The following is a 15,597-nucleotide window of genomic DNA, read 5'->3' on the forward strand; positions in this document are numbered from 1 at the left end:
GGGTGAAAGGCCAATCAAACTCGGAAATAGCTGGTTCTCCGCGAAATCTATTGAGGTAGACCGTCGAGTATTACCCCGGGGGGTAGAGCACTGGATGGGCTAGGGGGGCCCAAAGCCTTACCAAACCTAACCAAACTCCGAATACCCGGAAGTATGAGCTCGGCAGACAGACAGTGGGTGCTAAGGTCCATTGTCGAGAGGGAAACAGCCCAGACCACCAGCTAAGGCCCCTAAATCGTGGCTAAGTGGGAAAGGATGTGGGGATTCCAAAACAACCAGGAGGTTGGCTTAGAAGCAGCCATCCTTTAAAGAAAGCGTAATAGCTCACTGGTCTAATAGAAACCCTGCGCCGAAAATGTAACGGGGCTCAAGCCACGTGCCGAAGCTGTGGGTGCATTCTTTGAATGCGCGGTAGCGGAGCGTTCCGTAGGTCTGTGAAGGAGACGGGGTGACCCTCTCTGGAGATATCGGAAGTGCGAATGCTGACATGAGTAGCGACAAACAGTGCGAGAAACACTGTCGCCGAAAGTCCAAGGGTTCCTGCGCAAGGTTAATCCGCGCAGGGTGAGCCGGCCCCTAAGGCGAGGGCGAAAGCCGTAGTCGATGGAAACCGGGCAAATATTCCCGGGCCTGCCAGAAGTGACGAATACAATATGTTGTCGGGTCTTATCGGATTGATCCGGCTTTTGGAGTATTCCAGGAAATAGCTCTGGCATATAGACCGTACCCGAAACCGACACAGGTGGACTGGTAGAGAATACCAAGGCGCTTGAGAGAACGATGCTGAAGGAACTAGGCAAATTACTTGCGTAACTTCGGGATAAGCAAGACCCGTCAGTGGGCAACCATCGGCGGGTGGCACAGACCAGGGGGTAGCGACTGTTTAGTAAAAACACAGGGCTGTGCGAAGTCGAGAGACGACGTATACGGCCTGACGCCTGCCCGGTGCCGGAAGGTTAAGAGGAGGTGTGCAAGCACCGAATTGAAGCCCCGGTAAACGGCGGCCGTAACTATAACGGTCCTAAGGTAGCGAAATTCCTTGTCGGGTAAGTTCCGACCTGCACGAATGGCGTAACGACTTCCCCGCTGTCTCCAGCATCGGCTCAGCGAAATTGAATTCCCCGTGAAGATGCGGGGTACCCGCGGTCAGACGGAAAGACCCTATGAACCTTTACTGCAGCTTTGCAGTGGCATCAGAGACATTCTGTGTAGGATAGGTGGGAGGCTTTGAAACCGGGGCGCCAGTTCCGGTGGAGCCATCCTTGAAATACCACCCTGACTGTTTCTGATGTCTAACCGAGGCCTGTTAGCCAGGTCCGGGACCCTGCATGGTGGGCAGTTTGACTGGGGCGGTCGCCTCCCAAAGTGTAACGGAGGCGCGCGATGGTGGGCTCAGGCCGGTCGGAAACCGGCTGTCGAGTGCAATGGCATAAGCCCGCCTGACTGTGAGAGTGACAGCTCGATCAGAGACGAAAGTCGGCCATAGTGATCCGGTGGTCCCGCGTGGAAGGGCCATCGCTCAACGGATAAAAGGTACTCTAGGGATAACAGGCTGATCTCCCCCAAGAGTCCACATCGACGGGGAGGTTTGGCACCTCGATGTCGGCTCATCACATCCTGGGGCTGGAGCAGGTCCCAAGGGTTCGGCTGTTCGCCGATTAAAGTGGTACGTGAGCTGGGTTTAGAACGTCGTGAGACAGTTCGGTCCCTATCTGCCGTGGGTGTTGGAGACTTGAGAGGATTTGTCCCTAGTACGAGAGGACCGGGATGAACATACCTCTGGTGCACCGGTTGTCGCGCCAGCGGCACAGCCGGGTAGCTAAGTGTGGACGGGATAACCGCTGAAAGCATCTAAGCGGGAAACCCACCTCAAAACAAGGTCTCCCCAAGGGCCGTGATAGACCATCACGTCAATAGGCCAGGTGTGGAAGCGCAGTAATGCGTGCAGCTAACTGGTCCTAATCGCCCAATAGGCTCATTCCATCGCCCCCTCAAAAGGGCAACACACATGCACAGCAGTCATCCACTCTTCAACACAATAACAAAAACGCACCAACCCATCACATCCTCTCCCCATACCGGGGAGACTGGATGACCTGGTGGCTATGGCGGGGAATGATCCACCCGATCCCATCCCGAACTCGGCCGTGAAATGCCCCAGCGCCTATGATACTGTGCCTTAAGGCACGGGAAAGTCGGTCGCCGCCAGGTCTTCCAGTCTCCCCAAACAACCGCGGGGTGGAGCAGCCCGGTAGCTCGTCAGGCTCATAACCTGAAGGTCATAGGTTCAAATCCTATCCCCGCAACCATACGTATCCGTCTGAAAAGACTAAAGAAAAGCCACCCTTACGGGTGGCTTTTTTTGTGCCTGAATCACTCCGCAGGATGCACATAGGATGCAAATGGGAGTGAAAGCGCAGCGTAGGTTGGGCTGATTTCACGTGTGCGTGAACGTGGGAGCGAGGTTCTTTAGGCGGTCCGGTCAGACTCGAACCGCAATGTCGTGAGCAAAGTTTTGGCCAAGAGCTTCAGTTGTGATCGACGCCATACGATATCCGTTCGCCGGGTTGCTCAGATAGGCAAGGTAGGCACCGGCACAGCCGCCATCGCTCCCATCAAGATCGGCGCGATCGCTCACGACGAGGCCTCGTTGTCTTAGACCCGGTTCGAGCAGGCGAAGGATATCCAGATAGAGCCCTTTCGAGGCATCAAGCAGGATCAGGTCGATTGGCTGCGGCACATCGCGGGCAAGCGTAATCATGGCATCTCCGATGCGGATATCGACCAGATCAGCCAGCCCGGCCTCGTGCAGATTGGCTGCTGCGCTTGCGGCTTTCTGTGCGACAAACTCTGTTGTCACCAGCCGCCCGCCGCCGTTATCTCTTAGGGCGGCTGCCAGGAAGAGTGTTGAAACCCCGAACGACGTGCCAAACTCAACAATATGTCGGACACCGCTGCTGCGTGCCAGCACATAAAGCAGGGCGCCAAACTCAGGTGTGACTGGCATTCTGGCCTCAGCCATGGCCTGATAAAATCCGTGTTCTCCATCATGGTTCAGTCCTGCGGACTGCGCTTCTGCACGTCGAAAGGGATCCTGTTCAATGGTCTCGGAATAGAGACGTTCAAGAACCCGCTGGATAGCTGGTGTGAATTGTGGACGAAAGAGGTGATCGGTCATGGTAACTCCACAGACAAGACTGGATGCAGATAAAAATAATCCGTCGTTTTGTGCTGGCGTTACTCGCATTTTCACTAAAGATACCGACCTCGCTCTGGCTCCACGGAAATGGCCGCGTCAGGCACGTTCGCGAGCGACGATGGACGCCATTCTGGAAGCGACTGCTCTGCTTCTGGAGGAAGGCAAATCCTGCAGCACTAACGCTATTGCGGAGCGTGCGGGTGTTGGAATTGCTACCCTCTACCAGTATTTCGATGGCAGGGACGGGGTCATCGCGGCGCTCAGCCGTCAGGTGCGGGCAAGGCTGGCGCACACTGTCACCTCAGCGTTGGAGACTGCGTGCGACCAGTCATTGCGCGAGGGAGTGCGCTCTCTGGTTCTCGCCGCAGTTCAGGCTGACCGGGAGCGTCCGCTTCTCGCCTCGCGCTTGGATGAAATTGAAGCGAAACTGCCTCTCGAGACAGACCATCGCCGTATCATGACTGAACTCTGTACAGCGATAACGACGTTTCTTGAGCACCAGAATGTTGCCTTTGGCGGGAGGGCACGAGCTCTTGCAATTGATCTCTGCGTCATTGCAGGCGCGCTCATCGACGTGGCTCGGAGACACACTGGGACGATAGAGGCAGATCAGTTGGCTCGTATCATAAGGCAGTTGATGGCGGTCATTCAGGCCGAGTAGCCGGACCAATAATCCCGATCACGGCTAAGCGCAGTAAGTCAGAGACAAGAACGTCTGCGAGCAGAAACCACAGAGAGCCACATTCGGAACTGGTCGACCGGAAAGAGCAAAAATCTCTGGCCCCGTTGATCGTGCGGGATGCCGTCGTCAGGAAAATCTGATGAGGCGGTGAAGGAAACTGGCGCTATGACGGACGACGAGTGAAGTAAAAATGGTGGCGTGTCGCGTCGGTCCAGATCTGAATATGGCATCCGACAAATCGGGGAGGCTCTGGCATCATGAAATCTTATCTGTTTCCGATCCTGGGCAGTATCGACGATATGGTCCAGCAAGAGAGGCAGATGCCTACACCTGCTTATGGGCAGGTTCTGGTCAGGATGCGCGCGGCATCGCTGAATTATCGGGATCTGACCGTCGCCAGAGGACGGTTGCCCCGTGCCAAAACAGTCGATCTCATGCCGCTTTCCGATGGTGCCGGAGAAGTTGTAGCTATTGGCGATGGCGTGACGCGACATGTGGTGGAAGATCGTGTGGCGGGCCTGTTTTTTCAGGGCTGGGTCGGCGGTGCGCTATCAGAACGGATGGCGGCCTCGGCGCTTGGTGGTCCGGTTGATGGGGTTCTGACGGAATATCGCCTGTTTGATGAGGATGGCCTGATCGAGATTCCAGGCCACCTGTCGATCTGCCCACTGTATTGGGCACGGTCAGCAGCAAATTCTCTTATGATCTTTTTCTCCGGTTCAGTCTCATGAACTTGACGCCCGATCAAATATCTGAAGTGCTGTCTGATCCTCAAAATCGTGAAAGAATTAAGGCGTTTCTGGATAGGTTCTCTCTGCTTATATCGGAAAGGGCAGGTGTTTTATGAGTATCGTGTGAAACACCGGAGCCGCCTTATTACGCTGTTATTTTTACATCAGTAAGGACAGAGACTTCCGACGGGTATGACGAAACTGCTCTGAAAATGATAAGACAGGCTGATAGTCCGGATACGACGTCTTTAGTTCTGCTCTATAACCCTGCGAATATTCCAGAGCATGCGACGGCGTAGCAATCCGCTGACGGGACGGATCAGAAACCAGTAAGGCGTAAAGCATCGTCTGGCCTTGTCACTGAGGCAGAGAACACGTGTTTTGGTTATGAGGCGACACCTGCTCCTGCTGATGGGCGCGACAGTAAAGCCAAGAACCAGTTTACAGATATCTCCCTGTTTTGTGGCTATGAAAGCATCGGCAGAGGGAAGGGAGGAAAGTCCATAATCAGCACGCCAGAATGCTCCCGCCAGACCATAGGCAAGTGTGTGTTCCGTACGGGCCAGAAGGGTAAAATCATCCAGATCCAGTGGTGGGGCTGACAGGTGCTTTAACAATCGTCCTGGAAGTTCTCGTAGGGAGATAACCTGGCGTATAAGCGGGTCATCCTGAACCCGATAGTCTGCGATGGTATTAAGAATATCAGAAGGCTGACCGTGAATGGTTATCGCGTGATGTTCGGAAAAATTGTAACGGGGGAGGAAATAATCAAAGACGTCTATCAGGACCTTATCATTGCCAGGTGATGATGTGGACATTCCAGAGGGCCTCTGTTCAGTGGAAATTGCGAGCTTTGATAAATATGTGCTCATCGCCAGACACTCTGCCACATCGTATGCCTGTGGAAGACCGGTTCCCGACGTCCGCCAGCAATATTGACAGATCGCTGATCTCCTTAGCCACGAGATGCACGACGTCTCCTTCTTTCTGCAGCATGCCTTTCACGGCCAGCATCTGCCCGCCCAGCACGACGCGCCGGTTGGCGTCGAACATGTCCGGCCAGATGATGACGTTCATGTTGGCCGTCTCATCCTCCAGCGTCATGAACACCACGCCTTCGGCGGAGCCGGGCCGCTGCCGGACCAGCACCAGTCCCGCCACGTTCACGCGTTTCCCATCCTTGGCATTCAGGGCATCCCGACAGGTTACGATGCCCTGTTCCCGTAACTCTTCACGCAGGAAGGTAACGGGATGGTCTCGTAGACTTAGGCCAAGCCGGTTGTAGTCCCGCACCACCTCTGCCCCATCGCGCATGGGCTGCAGAAGCACATCCGGTTCTTCGGCCTCCCGTGTCACCTGAGCTGCGGCAAACAGAGGGAGTGGTTCATCGCGCAGAGCTTTGATCGCCCACAGAGCCTCCCGGCGTGCCAGTCCGAGCGAGGGCCGGAAGGCGTCGGCCTCGGCCAGATGGGTGAGGGCTGCCGCTTTGACACCCGCCCGACGCCATAGATCATCGACCGATGTAAAGGGTCGGGAGGCTCGTGCGGCAACAATGCGGGCCGCATCGTCATTGGCCAGCCCCTTCACCAGACTCATGCCCAGCCGCACGGCGAGCATCCCATCGGGCCTTTCCGGTCCTTCCAGTGTGCTGTCCCAGCGCGAGGCATTGACGCAAACGGGCCGGATTTCCACGCCATGTTCCCGCGCATCGCGGACCAGTTGCGCCGGGGCATAGAATCCCATTGGCTGCGAGTTCAGAAGTGACGCCAGAAACACGTCCGGATGGGTGCATTTCATCCAGGACGACGAATAGGCCAGAATGGCGAAACTGGCCGCGTGGCTCTCGGGGAATCCGTAGGAGCCAAAGCCTTCGAGCTGTTGATAGATCCGTTCTGCAAATTCTTCCGGGTAACCGTTGGCGCGCATTCCTTCGATCAGACGTGTCTGGAACTGTGAGACGGTACCGGTATTTTTGAACGTCGCCATGGCCCGACGCAACTGATCGGCTTCGGCGGCGGTAAATCCGGCACAGATCATGGCTACCTGCATCGCCTGTTCCTGAAACAGCGGGATGCCAAGCGTTTTTTTCAGAACCTTTTCCAGTTCCGGGGTGGGATACTCTTCCGGCTCGATCCCCTCGCGGCGACGCAGATAGGGATGCACCATATCCCCCTGGATTGGTCCGGGCCTTACGATCGCGACTTCAATGACGAGATCATAAAAGACGCGCGGTTTGAGCCGTGGCAGCATGGACATCTGCGCCCGGCTCTCGATCTGGAACACGCCGATGGTATCGGCCTTGCGGATCATGGCGTAAGTGCGCGGATCTTCGGCCGGAATGCTCTGGAGCGTGAACTGCTGGCCCTTGTGTTCGGCCAGCAGGTCCAGCCCCTTTTTCATGCAGGTCAGCATGCCGAGCGCCAGGATATCGACCTTCATGAAGCGCAACGCGTCAATATCGTCCTTGTCCCACTCGATAATCTGGCGGGCCTCCATCGACGCAGGCTCAATGGGCACAAGCTCATCCAGCCGGTCATGCGTCAGCACAAATCCTCCGGGGTGCTGCGACAGATGGCGGGGCACGCCGATCAGGCAGCGGGCCAGATCCAGCGTCAGGCGGATGCGCCGGTCGGACAGATCAATGCCGCTGTCAGTCAGGGCGTCATCGTCCAGCTTGCGCCCCCAACCATGAATCTGGCCTGAGAGTGTGCGGATCAGGTCTTCCGGCAGACCCATGACCTTGCCGACATCGCGCAAGGCCCCTTTGGCGCGATAGCGGATCACCACGGCCGTCAGGGCCGCGCGGTCACGACCATAATGCTCATAGACCCACTGGATGACCTGCTCACGGCGTGCGTGTTCGAAATCCACATCGATATCCGGCGGTTCGCCCCGTTCCTCGGAGACGAAGCGTTCGAACAGCAGGGAGTTACGGGCCGGATCAATGGCGGTGATGCCGAGCACGTAGCAGACCGCACTGTTGGCAGCCGAGCCGCGTCCTTGGCAGAGAATGTTCTGACTACGGGCATAGCGGACGATGCTGTTCACCGTGAGGAAATAGGGCGCGTATTCCATGCGCCCGATCAGACCCAGTTCATGGTGCAGACTTTTGCGAACCTCGCCCGGAATCCCTTCGGGATAGGTGCAGGCTGCGGCCTCCCATGTCAGGGTTTCCAGAGCCTGCTGGGGCGTCTGACCGGGCACGGACACTTCATCGGGATACTGGTAGGCCAGATCGTCGAGTGAGAACTGGCAGCGCTCCACGATCTGCATGGTGCGGGCGACCGCTTCAGGGTAACGGCTGAACAGCCGGGCCATCTCCTGCGGTGGCTTGAGATAACGGTCGGCATGACGTTCGCGGACGAACCCGGCCTCGTCGATGGTCGTGTTGTGCCGGATGCAGGTGACGACATCCTGCAGGATACGCCGGTCATGGGTGTGGAACAGCACGTCATTGGTCACGACGGTTGGCACACGTGCCTGATGCGCCAGGTTGGCAAGCTCATACAATCGCATCTGGTCATTGGGACGGCGTAGCAGGGTGAGCGCCATGTAGGCCCTGTCGGCAAAGACGTCCTTCAGCTTGCGCAGATGCAGCGCGCAGGCCTCGTCCGCCGTGTCCGGGATCATGACGACAATCAGGCCTTCACCCCAGGCGACCAGATCCTCCCGGAGCAGATGGCATTTCCCTTTCCCGGCACGGGCCTTGCCGAGGGTCAGCAGGCGGCAAAGACGGCCATAGGCAGCCCGGTCCATTGGGTAGACCAGCACGGGCGGGAAATCCGCCAGATCGAGACGGCATCCCACAACAAGGCGGAGCCCGATCTCTTTTGCCGCGACATGGGCCTGCACCATCCCGGCCAGAGAGTTGCGGTCACAGATGCCCAGTGCCTCGATGCCAAGGGCCTTTGCCTGCGCAAACAGTTCGATCGGGGAAGACGCCCCGCGCAAAAACGAGAAATAGGTCGTCACCTGCAGTTCGGCGTAATGCGGTGCCGAGGTGCTCATCCGAAAATCCCGTGCAGAAACCAGCCCTGCGAGCCGGTCTCGCCGTGCTCACCATCACCGGCACGGTAAAGCCAGAAGCGCTCGCCGCTCGTGTCCTCCACCCGGAAGTAATCGCGGGCGATGGTCAGCTCGGCGTCATTTTTCCACCACTCGCCAAAGACCCGCTCAGGCCCGTCAGCGCATTTCACTTTCCGCTGTACGCCCCGCCAGATGAAGAACAAGGGCGGCTGGTCCGGCAGTTCCGCCATGGCCTGCACCGGTTCCGGTCGTGCCAGCAGCCGGGTGGGTCGAGGCCAGTGCTCCGGCCAGTCCTTTGTCTCCTCAGGGGCCAGGGCAGGCACGCGGCAGAAGGAGCGTTCGGGCAGATCGCTTTCCACCGGGGCAAAACGATACAGCGCCTGCATGCCGACACGGTTAGCCAGCGTGTCGATCAGGTCGGACACATCGGCTTCTTCCTCGGCGATGAGGGAGGAGACCGTCTGCCGTCGGTCCATGGGTTCTGCTAGGGACGCGATCAGCACCATGCGCTCGATGCCGAACCCCGGATCGATGGTCTCGATTTTCTCGCACAGCAGCCGCGTCAGGCGCTGCACGTCGCGTACCGGCATGGCCGTTGCTATGCGGATCGCCTCGGTGCGGCTGTCCACCCGATGCAGCAGCAGATCGAGGCGGCGCACACCCTGCCCACGTTTGTCCAGCCCCTGACAGAGCAGCGGCACCAGTTTGCCAATATAACGGGCGATGGTCTCGGCAGCGCCAATGGGTTCGGCAAAATTGCGGCTGACCTCGACTGGATCAACCGGGCGGACTGGCACGATGGCTTCTCCGATGCGCCCGAACGCCTGATCCAGCCTGCGGGCGATGTCGGGGCCAAACCGCAAGGCCAGCGGCGCACGGGGCATGGCGGCCAGCGGTCCGATGCGCGACACACCCAGTGTGGCCAGACCTTCGATAATGGTGGGTGGCAGGCGCAGCGCCTCAAGGGGAAGATCGGCCAATACAGAAGCGGTGTTACCCGGCGGCACGACGGCAATCGGTGCCCGGCCATAGCGGGCGATTGCGTGCGCAGCGCCCCAGGTGTCCGCCACCACGGCCTTTGCCCGGAACCCGGCTCCCGCCATGCGGTGGATCATATCCTTGAGCATGGGAAGTTCGCCACCATGCAGGTGATCTGTCCCGGTTGTGTCCAGAACCAGCCCGTCCGGCGCATCGACCGCTACAATGGGCGCGATCCGGTGCTGGAACCACAGGGCGAGTTTTTCCAGCCCTCGCCGGTCGCCCTCGGGATCGGCATCCATCAGCACCAGATCGGGATACAGTGCCTGAGCCTTGGCGACCGGCGTGCCGGGGCGGAGCCCCATCTTGCGGGCGGCCAGATCAACAGACAGCAGAACCCGGCGTCGTCCTTCCCGTCCGACAAGCGCCAGCGGCGTCTCAGGCGCGGGCGCGTCTGGCCCAAGTCGTTTCCTGATCCGGTCGGTCGGCCAGAGTGGCAGGTAAAGAGAGACGACCCTTGCCATCACAGGCCTCCACTTCAAAATCAGCACATTCGCCTGCGCGGGCGCGGATCAGTTCCAGCAGCCAGCGGGGACGGCCCACACCGGGCACCGGCAACGGTACGGAAGGCAGGACGGACACCCGCCAGCGGGTGACGGAAGCTGTGGGCTGGCCGAAATCCGCCGCATCCGTCTGCCGTCGCCAGCGGCGGATGGCGATGCCAAGCGAACCAGACGTCTCGGCGGCCAGTTGCAGACGGCGGGATGCGGTCATGGACAGGCGGGCGACCTCGGCGACAACGGCTCCGAGGCCGCCATGTCGCAGTCCTTCCTCGAAACTGGCCAGCACATCGACGTCCGAACTGGCCTCGACAAAAATGGTTCGCCGTGCCGACAGCCCGACCTGTTTCAGGGAGGGGGCGAACACATCCTGACGGGTGACGATCCAGAGCACCTTGCCGCGCGTGCGGGCCGCAATCCCGGCGCAGAAGTGGCCGGCCGCCGCACTGTGCAGGGCGTCATTGCCTCCGCCTGCCACTTCATGGAGGGCACCGAGCGCGAGACCGCCACCCGGCAGACGGGCGTCGATCTCGCGCACACCGAAAGGCAGCACCGTGCGACGCCGGTCGCTATGACCTTCGAGACGGCTGATCGCGGCCCGTAGCGTCTCCAGCCCAGGTTTTTTATGGCTTTCAGCGATCATGTCACGGCTCGACGTTCCTTGTGCAGGCAAATTTCCTGATTATATGTCCCCGTTTTGTTCCATTCATGCTACGCAAGTCAATGCAAATTCGCTCCGTATCCGGCATGCTGGTGTCCGATGTCGGATCAGTATCGTTGATGAAAGTGCGCTAAGGAATTGAATCCAGAACCTTCTCCCGCTTCGGGCAGCGACGGTTGTCCGTGTCCGCCATCCCGCCCGCAAGTCGGTCGATCCACAATCAGCCATCCGGATTGAGCATCACTTCGACAATCGACGGATTGTCGAGATGCCCGGCAATCGCTCGGACCGAGCGTGGTGCGCAGCATGCACTTGCCTCGGGTTACGGCTTCAGAACGGAAAGGAACGAGGGTCATCTAAACCCCGCGATTGGCCTCCCGAGGGAGGCGATGGCTCAGCGGGGTTGATTGGAAAGAGACATGAACACGGGAGCGCAACAAGTATCTGGGGATCGTAGGGCGCTGGGATAGAAGAACTTGCATAGGGGTATGTTGCCGTTTGGGCGGTGACGGGACGAAAGGGCGCTGCTAGGTTTTCTGGAATCGACCACCACACGGATCTGCGCCCGCATGAGCAAAGCCTTCATTGCCGCCGTTCTTCAGGACTCCCTCGACCGCACGGGCGTGGCCGCCACAAAGGCCGCCGATGACTTGGTTGGGGTCATCGTGAAGCAGGAGGGCGGGTTCACCCTACCGTCCTTCGGGAAGTTCACCATCCACAAGACCAAGGCCCGTAAGGCGCTCCTAAACACTGAAACGGATAAGCAGAGTTTAAAAGCGATTACAGCAGGAAAGCGAGCAGTTTGATTCCTGACACCGACCTCAAGAATATCGATCCCAAGATGCCGACTTGTGCTTCATCTGCTGCTCATGTTCACAGCGGCGTACCTATTCCCCCGGTTACCCGAGTCAAATTATTCAGCCCAGACGACTGGGAGGCGTTTGTCGAAGAGTGGGCAAATTCTCTCAAGGAAGAATATGTCAAGGTGCGGCGGTTGGGTGGATCGGGCGACTTAGGCGTGGACATTGTCGGTTTCGGCTCAGCAAAAGGTTTCGAAGGCGTTTGGGATAATTACCAATGCAAGAGATACGATCATCCGTTGAGGCCAAGCGATATCTGGGTTGAGATCGGTAAAATAATTTATTATTCGCACCAGGGAAAATATATACCTCCACGCCGCCATTATTTTGTTTCTTCGCAAGACATCGGAACTAGTCTCGAAAAGCTTTTAAACAAACCGACCGACCTGCAAGATCAGGCAGAAATAAATTGGGATAAGTATTGTAAAAAAGGGATTACGGCTACCTCTCCACTTCCATTGACCGGCATACTAAAGGAATATTTTGATTCCTTCGACTTTTCGATCTTCTCCTCTCGCTCACTTGTTGAGTTGATCGAAGCCCACAAAAAGACCGGCTTTCATGCCATTCGGTTTGGCGGAGGACTTCCGCAACGCCCCAATCCTGTGCGTCCACCAGAGAAGCATACATACAATGAAAGCCGATATATCCGGCAGCTTCTCGACGCTTATGGCGACCATATAGATGGTGGTATTACAAAAATTAAAAGCCCAGACGATCTGGATGCGCACGATATTCTTAAGCGAGACTACCTTCGTCAGCGTGAGAGATTCTATCACGCAGAATCCCTAAGAAATTTTGCCCGGGACACCGTCCCCGAAGGTACGTACGACGCTTTGCAAAACGAAATTTATCATGGGATCGTCGATGTCTGTGAAAGCGGCTATGACGATGGCTTCGAACGCATGAAGGCGACTGTTGCGCAAGCGTCAACAGTCGCTGCAACTTCAAATCCGTTGGTTTCGGCAGTCAAAACGCAGGATCGCCAAGGCATCTGTCACCAGCTTGCCAACGACGACCGCCTGACTTGGGTGCAAAAAAAATGAGCAGCCCGGTAACCCTGAACCCGTTTAACAGCGCACTTGAAACCGGTGTCCGTTCGCTCGCTATCCTTGTTGCCGCGTTTCCGGTCGCATTTGATCTGCAACGCCTTGTCGAGATGGACTACTTGGTTGTCCATTCTGGAGATGCAGACGGGCCTGAGAGCTTGCATGCGCCGCTACCGCTCCGAACTGGAGAACTTCTTATTCGAAGGAGCCTAATAGAAAAAGGCCTGATTCTGATGATAAGCCGAGGACTTGTAAGCCGCTTTCCGGCTGATGACGGCTTCAACTATATCGCAACGGAAACTGCAGGTCCGTTTGTCTCGTCACTTGCCGCAGATTATTCGCGTCAGCTTAGAGAAAGGGCCGAGTGGGTAGTGGAGCGATTCCAAGATGTTGGGACTGAAGAGATCCGGCGTATCACGCATCGCCTGTTCGAGCGGTGGTCAAGCCAGTTTCAACCCATTCAACAACTGGGACCTCGCTAATGGCTGACTGCTACCTTCAGCTTCGTAAAATCACGTTCAAAGGACCAAAGGCAGGTGTCAGCCTCGGTTTCACTTCCGGCGTAAATGTGGTCTGCGGTGCATCTGATACAGGGAAATCCTTCTTGGCCGAGTCAATCGATTTTATGCTCGGCGGTTCAAACCTACGTGAAATACCAGAGTGGTCAAGGTACGGAGAAATCGAGCTCGACTGCCATGTGACCGATGGCGAAAATTGGCGTTGGCGTCGATCAATATCTGGCGGAAACTTTAAGCTAATTGATCTTAACAATCCTGAATCAAGTGAGAAAAACTTAAATCAAAACCATTCTCACGGAAAAATCGACAACCTTTCCGGGTTTTTGCTCGAGAAGCTCGGCTTGCTTGATAAGCGTATCCTCAAGAGTAAAACTAAGGGGACCACCCAAAGTCTCAGCTTTCGGAATCTGGCACGTCTTATTATTGTCCAAGAGGGAGAAGTCCAGCAGCGAGGTTCTCCATTCTGGAGCGGCCAATACACGACAAAGACTGCCGAACTAGCAACGATCAAGCTGCTGCTCACTGGCGTAGATGATTCCGCGGTCGTTTCTTCCATGGATCCGGGCCCAGACAATACGAAACAGATCGCTCTTATCGAGGAGTTACTGACAGATCTCGCTACCGAGATAGCCGACCTTGACGAGGATCAAGAGGCGCTATCTTCTCAACTTGACCGACTTGAAGTTTCGATTGGAGCTCTCAATGAATCTTTAAATGCTGCGCAGCGCCAGCTGGATAATCTGGTAATCCAGCGGCGGAAGGCGTTTGAAGAACAGCATGCTATATGTGGACGCCGCGACGAAATTTCTGAATTGCTTGCCAGATTCAATTTGCTGCAGAAACACTATTTCGTGGACATTGATCGACTTACCGCTATTCATGAAAGCGGATCGATGTTCGCATATGTGGAGGCCATACCGTGCCCGCTTTGTGGTGCTGCTCCTGAGTCTCAGCATATGGACGAAACGTGCGATGGTGATGTTGAGGCCATTGTTGCAGCAGCTGCGGCTGAAATTGAGAAGATCGAACGACTGAAGAACGAACTTACTGCCACGGTAGAGGACTTGCGCCGCGAGGATGGGGATCTGAAAATCTTGTTGCTGAGCAAGGACACCGCTTACCAGGAACTAAACAAAACGATCCAAGAGAGCGTGGCCCCAGAAGTAAGCGGTACACGAACTTCATTTGCTGAGCTCGTGGAGGAACGCGCGAGCGTCCAGAGAGCAATCGATCTCTTCGCAAGACGAGAAAAACTGGAAGCGCGCCGACACACACTAATAGATGAAAGTAACACAGGTGTTGAAGAAATAGAGTTGACTTCTGGTATTCCAGAATCCGTTTCTCACTCATTCTCCAAGAAGATTTCGTCCATTCTTGAAGCATGGAATTTTCCAGGAGAATGTCTCGTCTATTTTGACAAACAGACCGCTGATTTTGTTATTGACGGCAAACCTCGAGGCAGCCGCGGCAAAGGACTGCGCGCCATAACACATGCAGCCGTTACAATTGCTCTTCTTGAATACTGCCAAGAGAACGGCCTCTCGCATCCGGGATTCGTCGTTATTGACTCACCCTTGCTCGCTTATTTCAAGCCTGAGGGTGACGATGATCTCGTATTGAGAGGAACCGATCTTAAGGAAAAATTTTACGAATATCTAGTTCAGCATCATAGTGCTGAAAGCCAAGTCATCGTTATTGAGAATTTGCACCCGCCAACTGAAATTCAGCCTTGTTTATCAATGACGGTATTTACTGGAAACCCAAAAGATGGCCGATACGGGTTTCTATAGAGCGATCTTTTCTCGCAATCGAACGGAGTTGGGCAGAGAAATTAATCGAGATCATCGGCGGAGAGCGGATTAATGTGCCCTGATATAATACTGTAAAATATCTTGGAGGTGCAAACCATCCTCAAGGCTGCAGTCGCCTTCATGTCGGTCATTTAATGCATAGATGCGTCAAATGGAGAGCGTACATCACTGGTAACCCTCCAAAGGATACCAGTTAGGATCACCCAAAAAATTACCTAAGTTTGCAGATTGTTCGTATTTCTAAAATTTTTGAGTGAACTCAATCTGGGATAGTATGGCGTCAATCATCTACAGATGCAAAACAGAGTCTTTGCGCTGAAATTTAGACGCCAGTATTAATTCATATTCGAATAATTTAATAATTATATTCATATACATTCTGAATGCTGCATCCAACATAACACAATTTATTGAAAATATAGATATGCTAAATGGGGCAAAGGACTCAATTTAAAGAATTGATAATTTGAAAAAAATGCAGGATAATTAAAGAGAGGTAGCTCTACTTTGCCATTCATGGGG

General features: G+C 55.8%; 11 protein-coding genes, 1 tRNA gene, 2 rRNA genes and 1 pseudogene (1 of these 15 only partly in view). 9 read left to right on the top strand and 6 right to left on the bottom strand.

Annotated features, from left to right (window positions below; translation table 11 throughout):
* The 3 genes from KSAC_RS13590 to KSAC_RS13600 all read left to right on the top strand — a co-directional run.
* Positions 1-1,982: ribosomal RNA gene (locus KSAC_RS13590) — 23S ribosomal RNA — on the top strand (it extends 757 nt beyond the left edge of the window).
* 113 nt (positions 1,983-2,095) lie between these two features.
* A 5S ribosomal RNA gene (gene rrf, locus KSAC_RS13595) occupies positions 2,096-2,211 on the top strand.
* A gap of 21 nt (positions 2,212-2,232) precedes the next feature.
* Positions 2,233-2,309, top strand: a tRNA-Met gene (locus KSAC_RS13600).
* 173 nt (positions 2,310-2,482) lie between these two features.
* On the opposite strand, the gene KSAC_RS13605 is transcribed toward KSAC_RS13600, so the two are convergent.
* On the bottom strand, positions 2,483-3,178 hold the full coding sequence (locus KSAC_RS13605; protein WP_132303468.1) for an O-methyltransferase: 696 nt from the start codon (positions 3,176-3,178) through the stop codon (positions 2,483-2,485).
* Here KSAC_RS13605 and KSAC_RS13610 point away from each other — a divergent pair.
* Together KSAC_RS13610 and KSAC_RS13615 are read left to right on the top strand one after the other, a co-directional pair.
* Complete coding sequence (locus KSAC_RS13610) at positions 3,177-3,860, top strand: TetR/AcrR family transcriptional regulator (protein WP_132305832.1); 684 nt, start codon at positions 3,177-3,179, stop codon at positions 3,858-3,860. The genes KSAC_RS13605 and KSAC_RS13610 overlap by 2 nt on opposite strands.
* Positions 3,861-4,138: 278 nt before the next feature.
* Positions 4,139-4,612 carry an alcohol dehydrogenase catalytic domain-containing protein gene (locus KSAC_RS13615; protein ID WP_132305834.1) on the top strand — a complete coding sequence of 158 codons (474 nt, stop codon included), beginning with the start codon at positions 4,139-4,141 and terminating at the stop codon, positions 4,610-4,612.
* A 248-nt stretch (positions 4,613-4,860) separates the two neighbouring features.
* Here KSAC_RS13615 and KSAC_RS13620 read toward each other — a convergent pair whose 3' ends face one another.
* The 5 genes and pseudogenes from KSAC_RS13620 to KSAC_RS17565 all read right to left on the bottom strand — a co-directional run.
* A complete protein-coding gene (locus KSAC_RS13620; RefSeq protein WP_243705229.1) occupies positions 4,861-5,430 on the bottom strand; it encodes a hypothetical protein in 570 nt (189 codons plus the stop codon).
* A 16-nt stretch (positions 5,431-5,446) separates the two neighbouring features.
* Positions 5,447-8,620: an error-prone DNA polymerase gene (locus tag KSAC_RS13625; protein ID WP_132305836.1), complete on the bottom strand. Its 3,174-nt coding sequence runs from the start codon at positions 8,618-8,620 to the stop codon at positions 5,447-5,449.
* A complete protein-coding gene (locus tag KSAC_RS13630) occupies positions 8,617-10,140 on the bottom strand; it encodes a Y-family DNA polymerase (RefSeq protein WP_165927327.1) in 1,524 nt (507 codons plus the stop codon). The genes KSAC_RS13625 and KSAC_RS13630 overlap by 4 nt, the downstream gene beginning before the upstream one ends.
* On the bottom strand, positions 10,055-10,819 hold the full coding sequence (locus tag KSAC_RS13635; RefSeq protein ID WP_132306297.1) for an ImuA family protein: 765 nt from the start codon (positions 10,817-10,819) through the stop codon (positions 10,055-10,057). The genes KSAC_RS13630 and KSAC_RS13635 overlap by 86 nt, the downstream gene beginning before the upstream one ends.
* Positions 10,820-11,060: 241 nt before the next feature.
* Positions 11,061-11,193 (bottom strand): annotated as a pseudogene (locus KSAC_RS17565) (P-type conjugative transfer ATPase TrbB); the annotation flags it as partial.
* A gap of 213 nt (positions 11,194-11,406) precedes the next feature.
* Here KSAC_RS17565 and KSAC_RS13645 point away from each other — a divergent pair.
* From KSAC_RS13645 to KSAC_RS13660, 4 genes are read left to right on the top strand one after another with little or no spacing between them, the layout of a single operon-like run.
* Positions 11,407-11,643 (top strand): HU family DNA-binding protein, encoded by a 237-nt coding sequence (locus KSAC_RS13645; RefSeq protein ID WP_243705230.1) that lies wholly within the window; start codon positions 11,407-11,409, stop codon positions 11,641-11,643.
* Positions 11,640-12,743, top strand: coding sequence for an ABC-three component system protein (locus tag KSAC_RS13650; protein WP_132305838.1), 1,104 nt, complete (start codon positions 11,640-11,642; stop codon positions 12,741-12,743). The genes KSAC_RS13645 and KSAC_RS13650 overlap by 4 nt, the downstream gene beginning before the upstream one ends.
* Positions 12,740-13,228, top strand: coding sequence for an ABC-three component system middle component 2 (locus tag KSAC_RS13655; protein ID WP_132305840.1), 489 nt, complete (start codon positions 12,740-12,742; stop codon positions 13,226-13,228). Before KSAC_RS13650 ends, KSAC_RS13655 begins: the two co-directional genes overlap by 4 nt.
* Positions 13,228-15,054, top strand: a complete 1,827-nt coding sequence (locus KSAC_RS13660) for a hypothetical protein (protein WP_132305842.1) — start codon at positions 13,228-13,230, stop codon at positions 15,052-15,054. The genes KSAC_RS13655 and KSAC_RS13660 overlap by 1 nt, the downstream gene beginning before the upstream one ends.
* Positions 15,055-15,597 lie beyond the last annotated feature (543 nt).

The organism is Komagataeibacter saccharivorans (genome assembly GCF_004348195.1).
Taxonomy (GTDB): domain Bacteria; phylum Pseudomonadota; class Alphaproteobacteria; order Acetobacterales; family Acetobacteraceae; genus Komagataeibacter; species Komagataeibacter saccharivorans.

Excerpts from the sequence above, each read along its gene's own strand:
- KSAC_RS13615 (WP_132305834.1), top strand. The coding sequence starts at position 4,139 with ATGAAATCTTATCTGTTTCCGATCCTGGGCAGTATCGACGATATGGTC.
- KSAC_RS13625 (WP_132305836.1), bottom strand. The coding sequence starts at position 8,620 with ATGAGCACCTCGGCACCGCATTACGCCGAACTGCAGGTGACGACCTAT.
- KSAC_RS13610 (WP_132305832.1), top strand. The coding sequence starts at position 3,177 with ATGGTAACTCCACAGACAAGACTGGATGCAGATAAAAATAATCCGTCG.
- KSAC_RS13645 (WP_243705230.1), top strand. The coding sequence starts at position 11,407 with ATGAGCAAAGCCTTCATTGCCGCCGTTCTTCAGGACTCCCTCGACCGC.
- KSAC_RS13655 (WP_132305840.1), top strand. The coding sequence starts at position 12,740 with ATGAGCAGCCCGGTAACCCTGAACCCGTTTAACAGCGCACTTGAAACC.
- KSAC_RS13620 (WP_243705229.1), bottom strand. The coding sequence starts at position 5,430 with ATGTCCACATCATCACCTGGCAATGATAAGGTCCTGATAGACGTCTTT.
- KSAC_RS13660 (WP_132305842.1), top strand. The coding sequence starts at position 13,228 with ATGGCTGACTGCTACCTTCAGCTTCGTAAAATCACGTTCAAAGGACCA.
- KSAC_RS13630 (WP_165927327.1), bottom strand. The coding sequence starts at position 10,140 with ATGGCAAGGGTCGTCTCTCTTTACCTGCCACTCTGGCCGACCGACCGG.
- KSAC_RS13605 (WP_132303468.1), bottom strand. The coding sequence starts at position 3,178 with ATGACCGATCACCTCTTTCGTCCACAATTCACACCAGCTATCCAGCGG.
- KSAC_RS13635 (WP_132306297.1), bottom strand. The coding sequence starts at position 10,819 with ATGATCGCTGAAAGCCATAAAAAACCTGGGCTGGAGACGCTACGGGCC.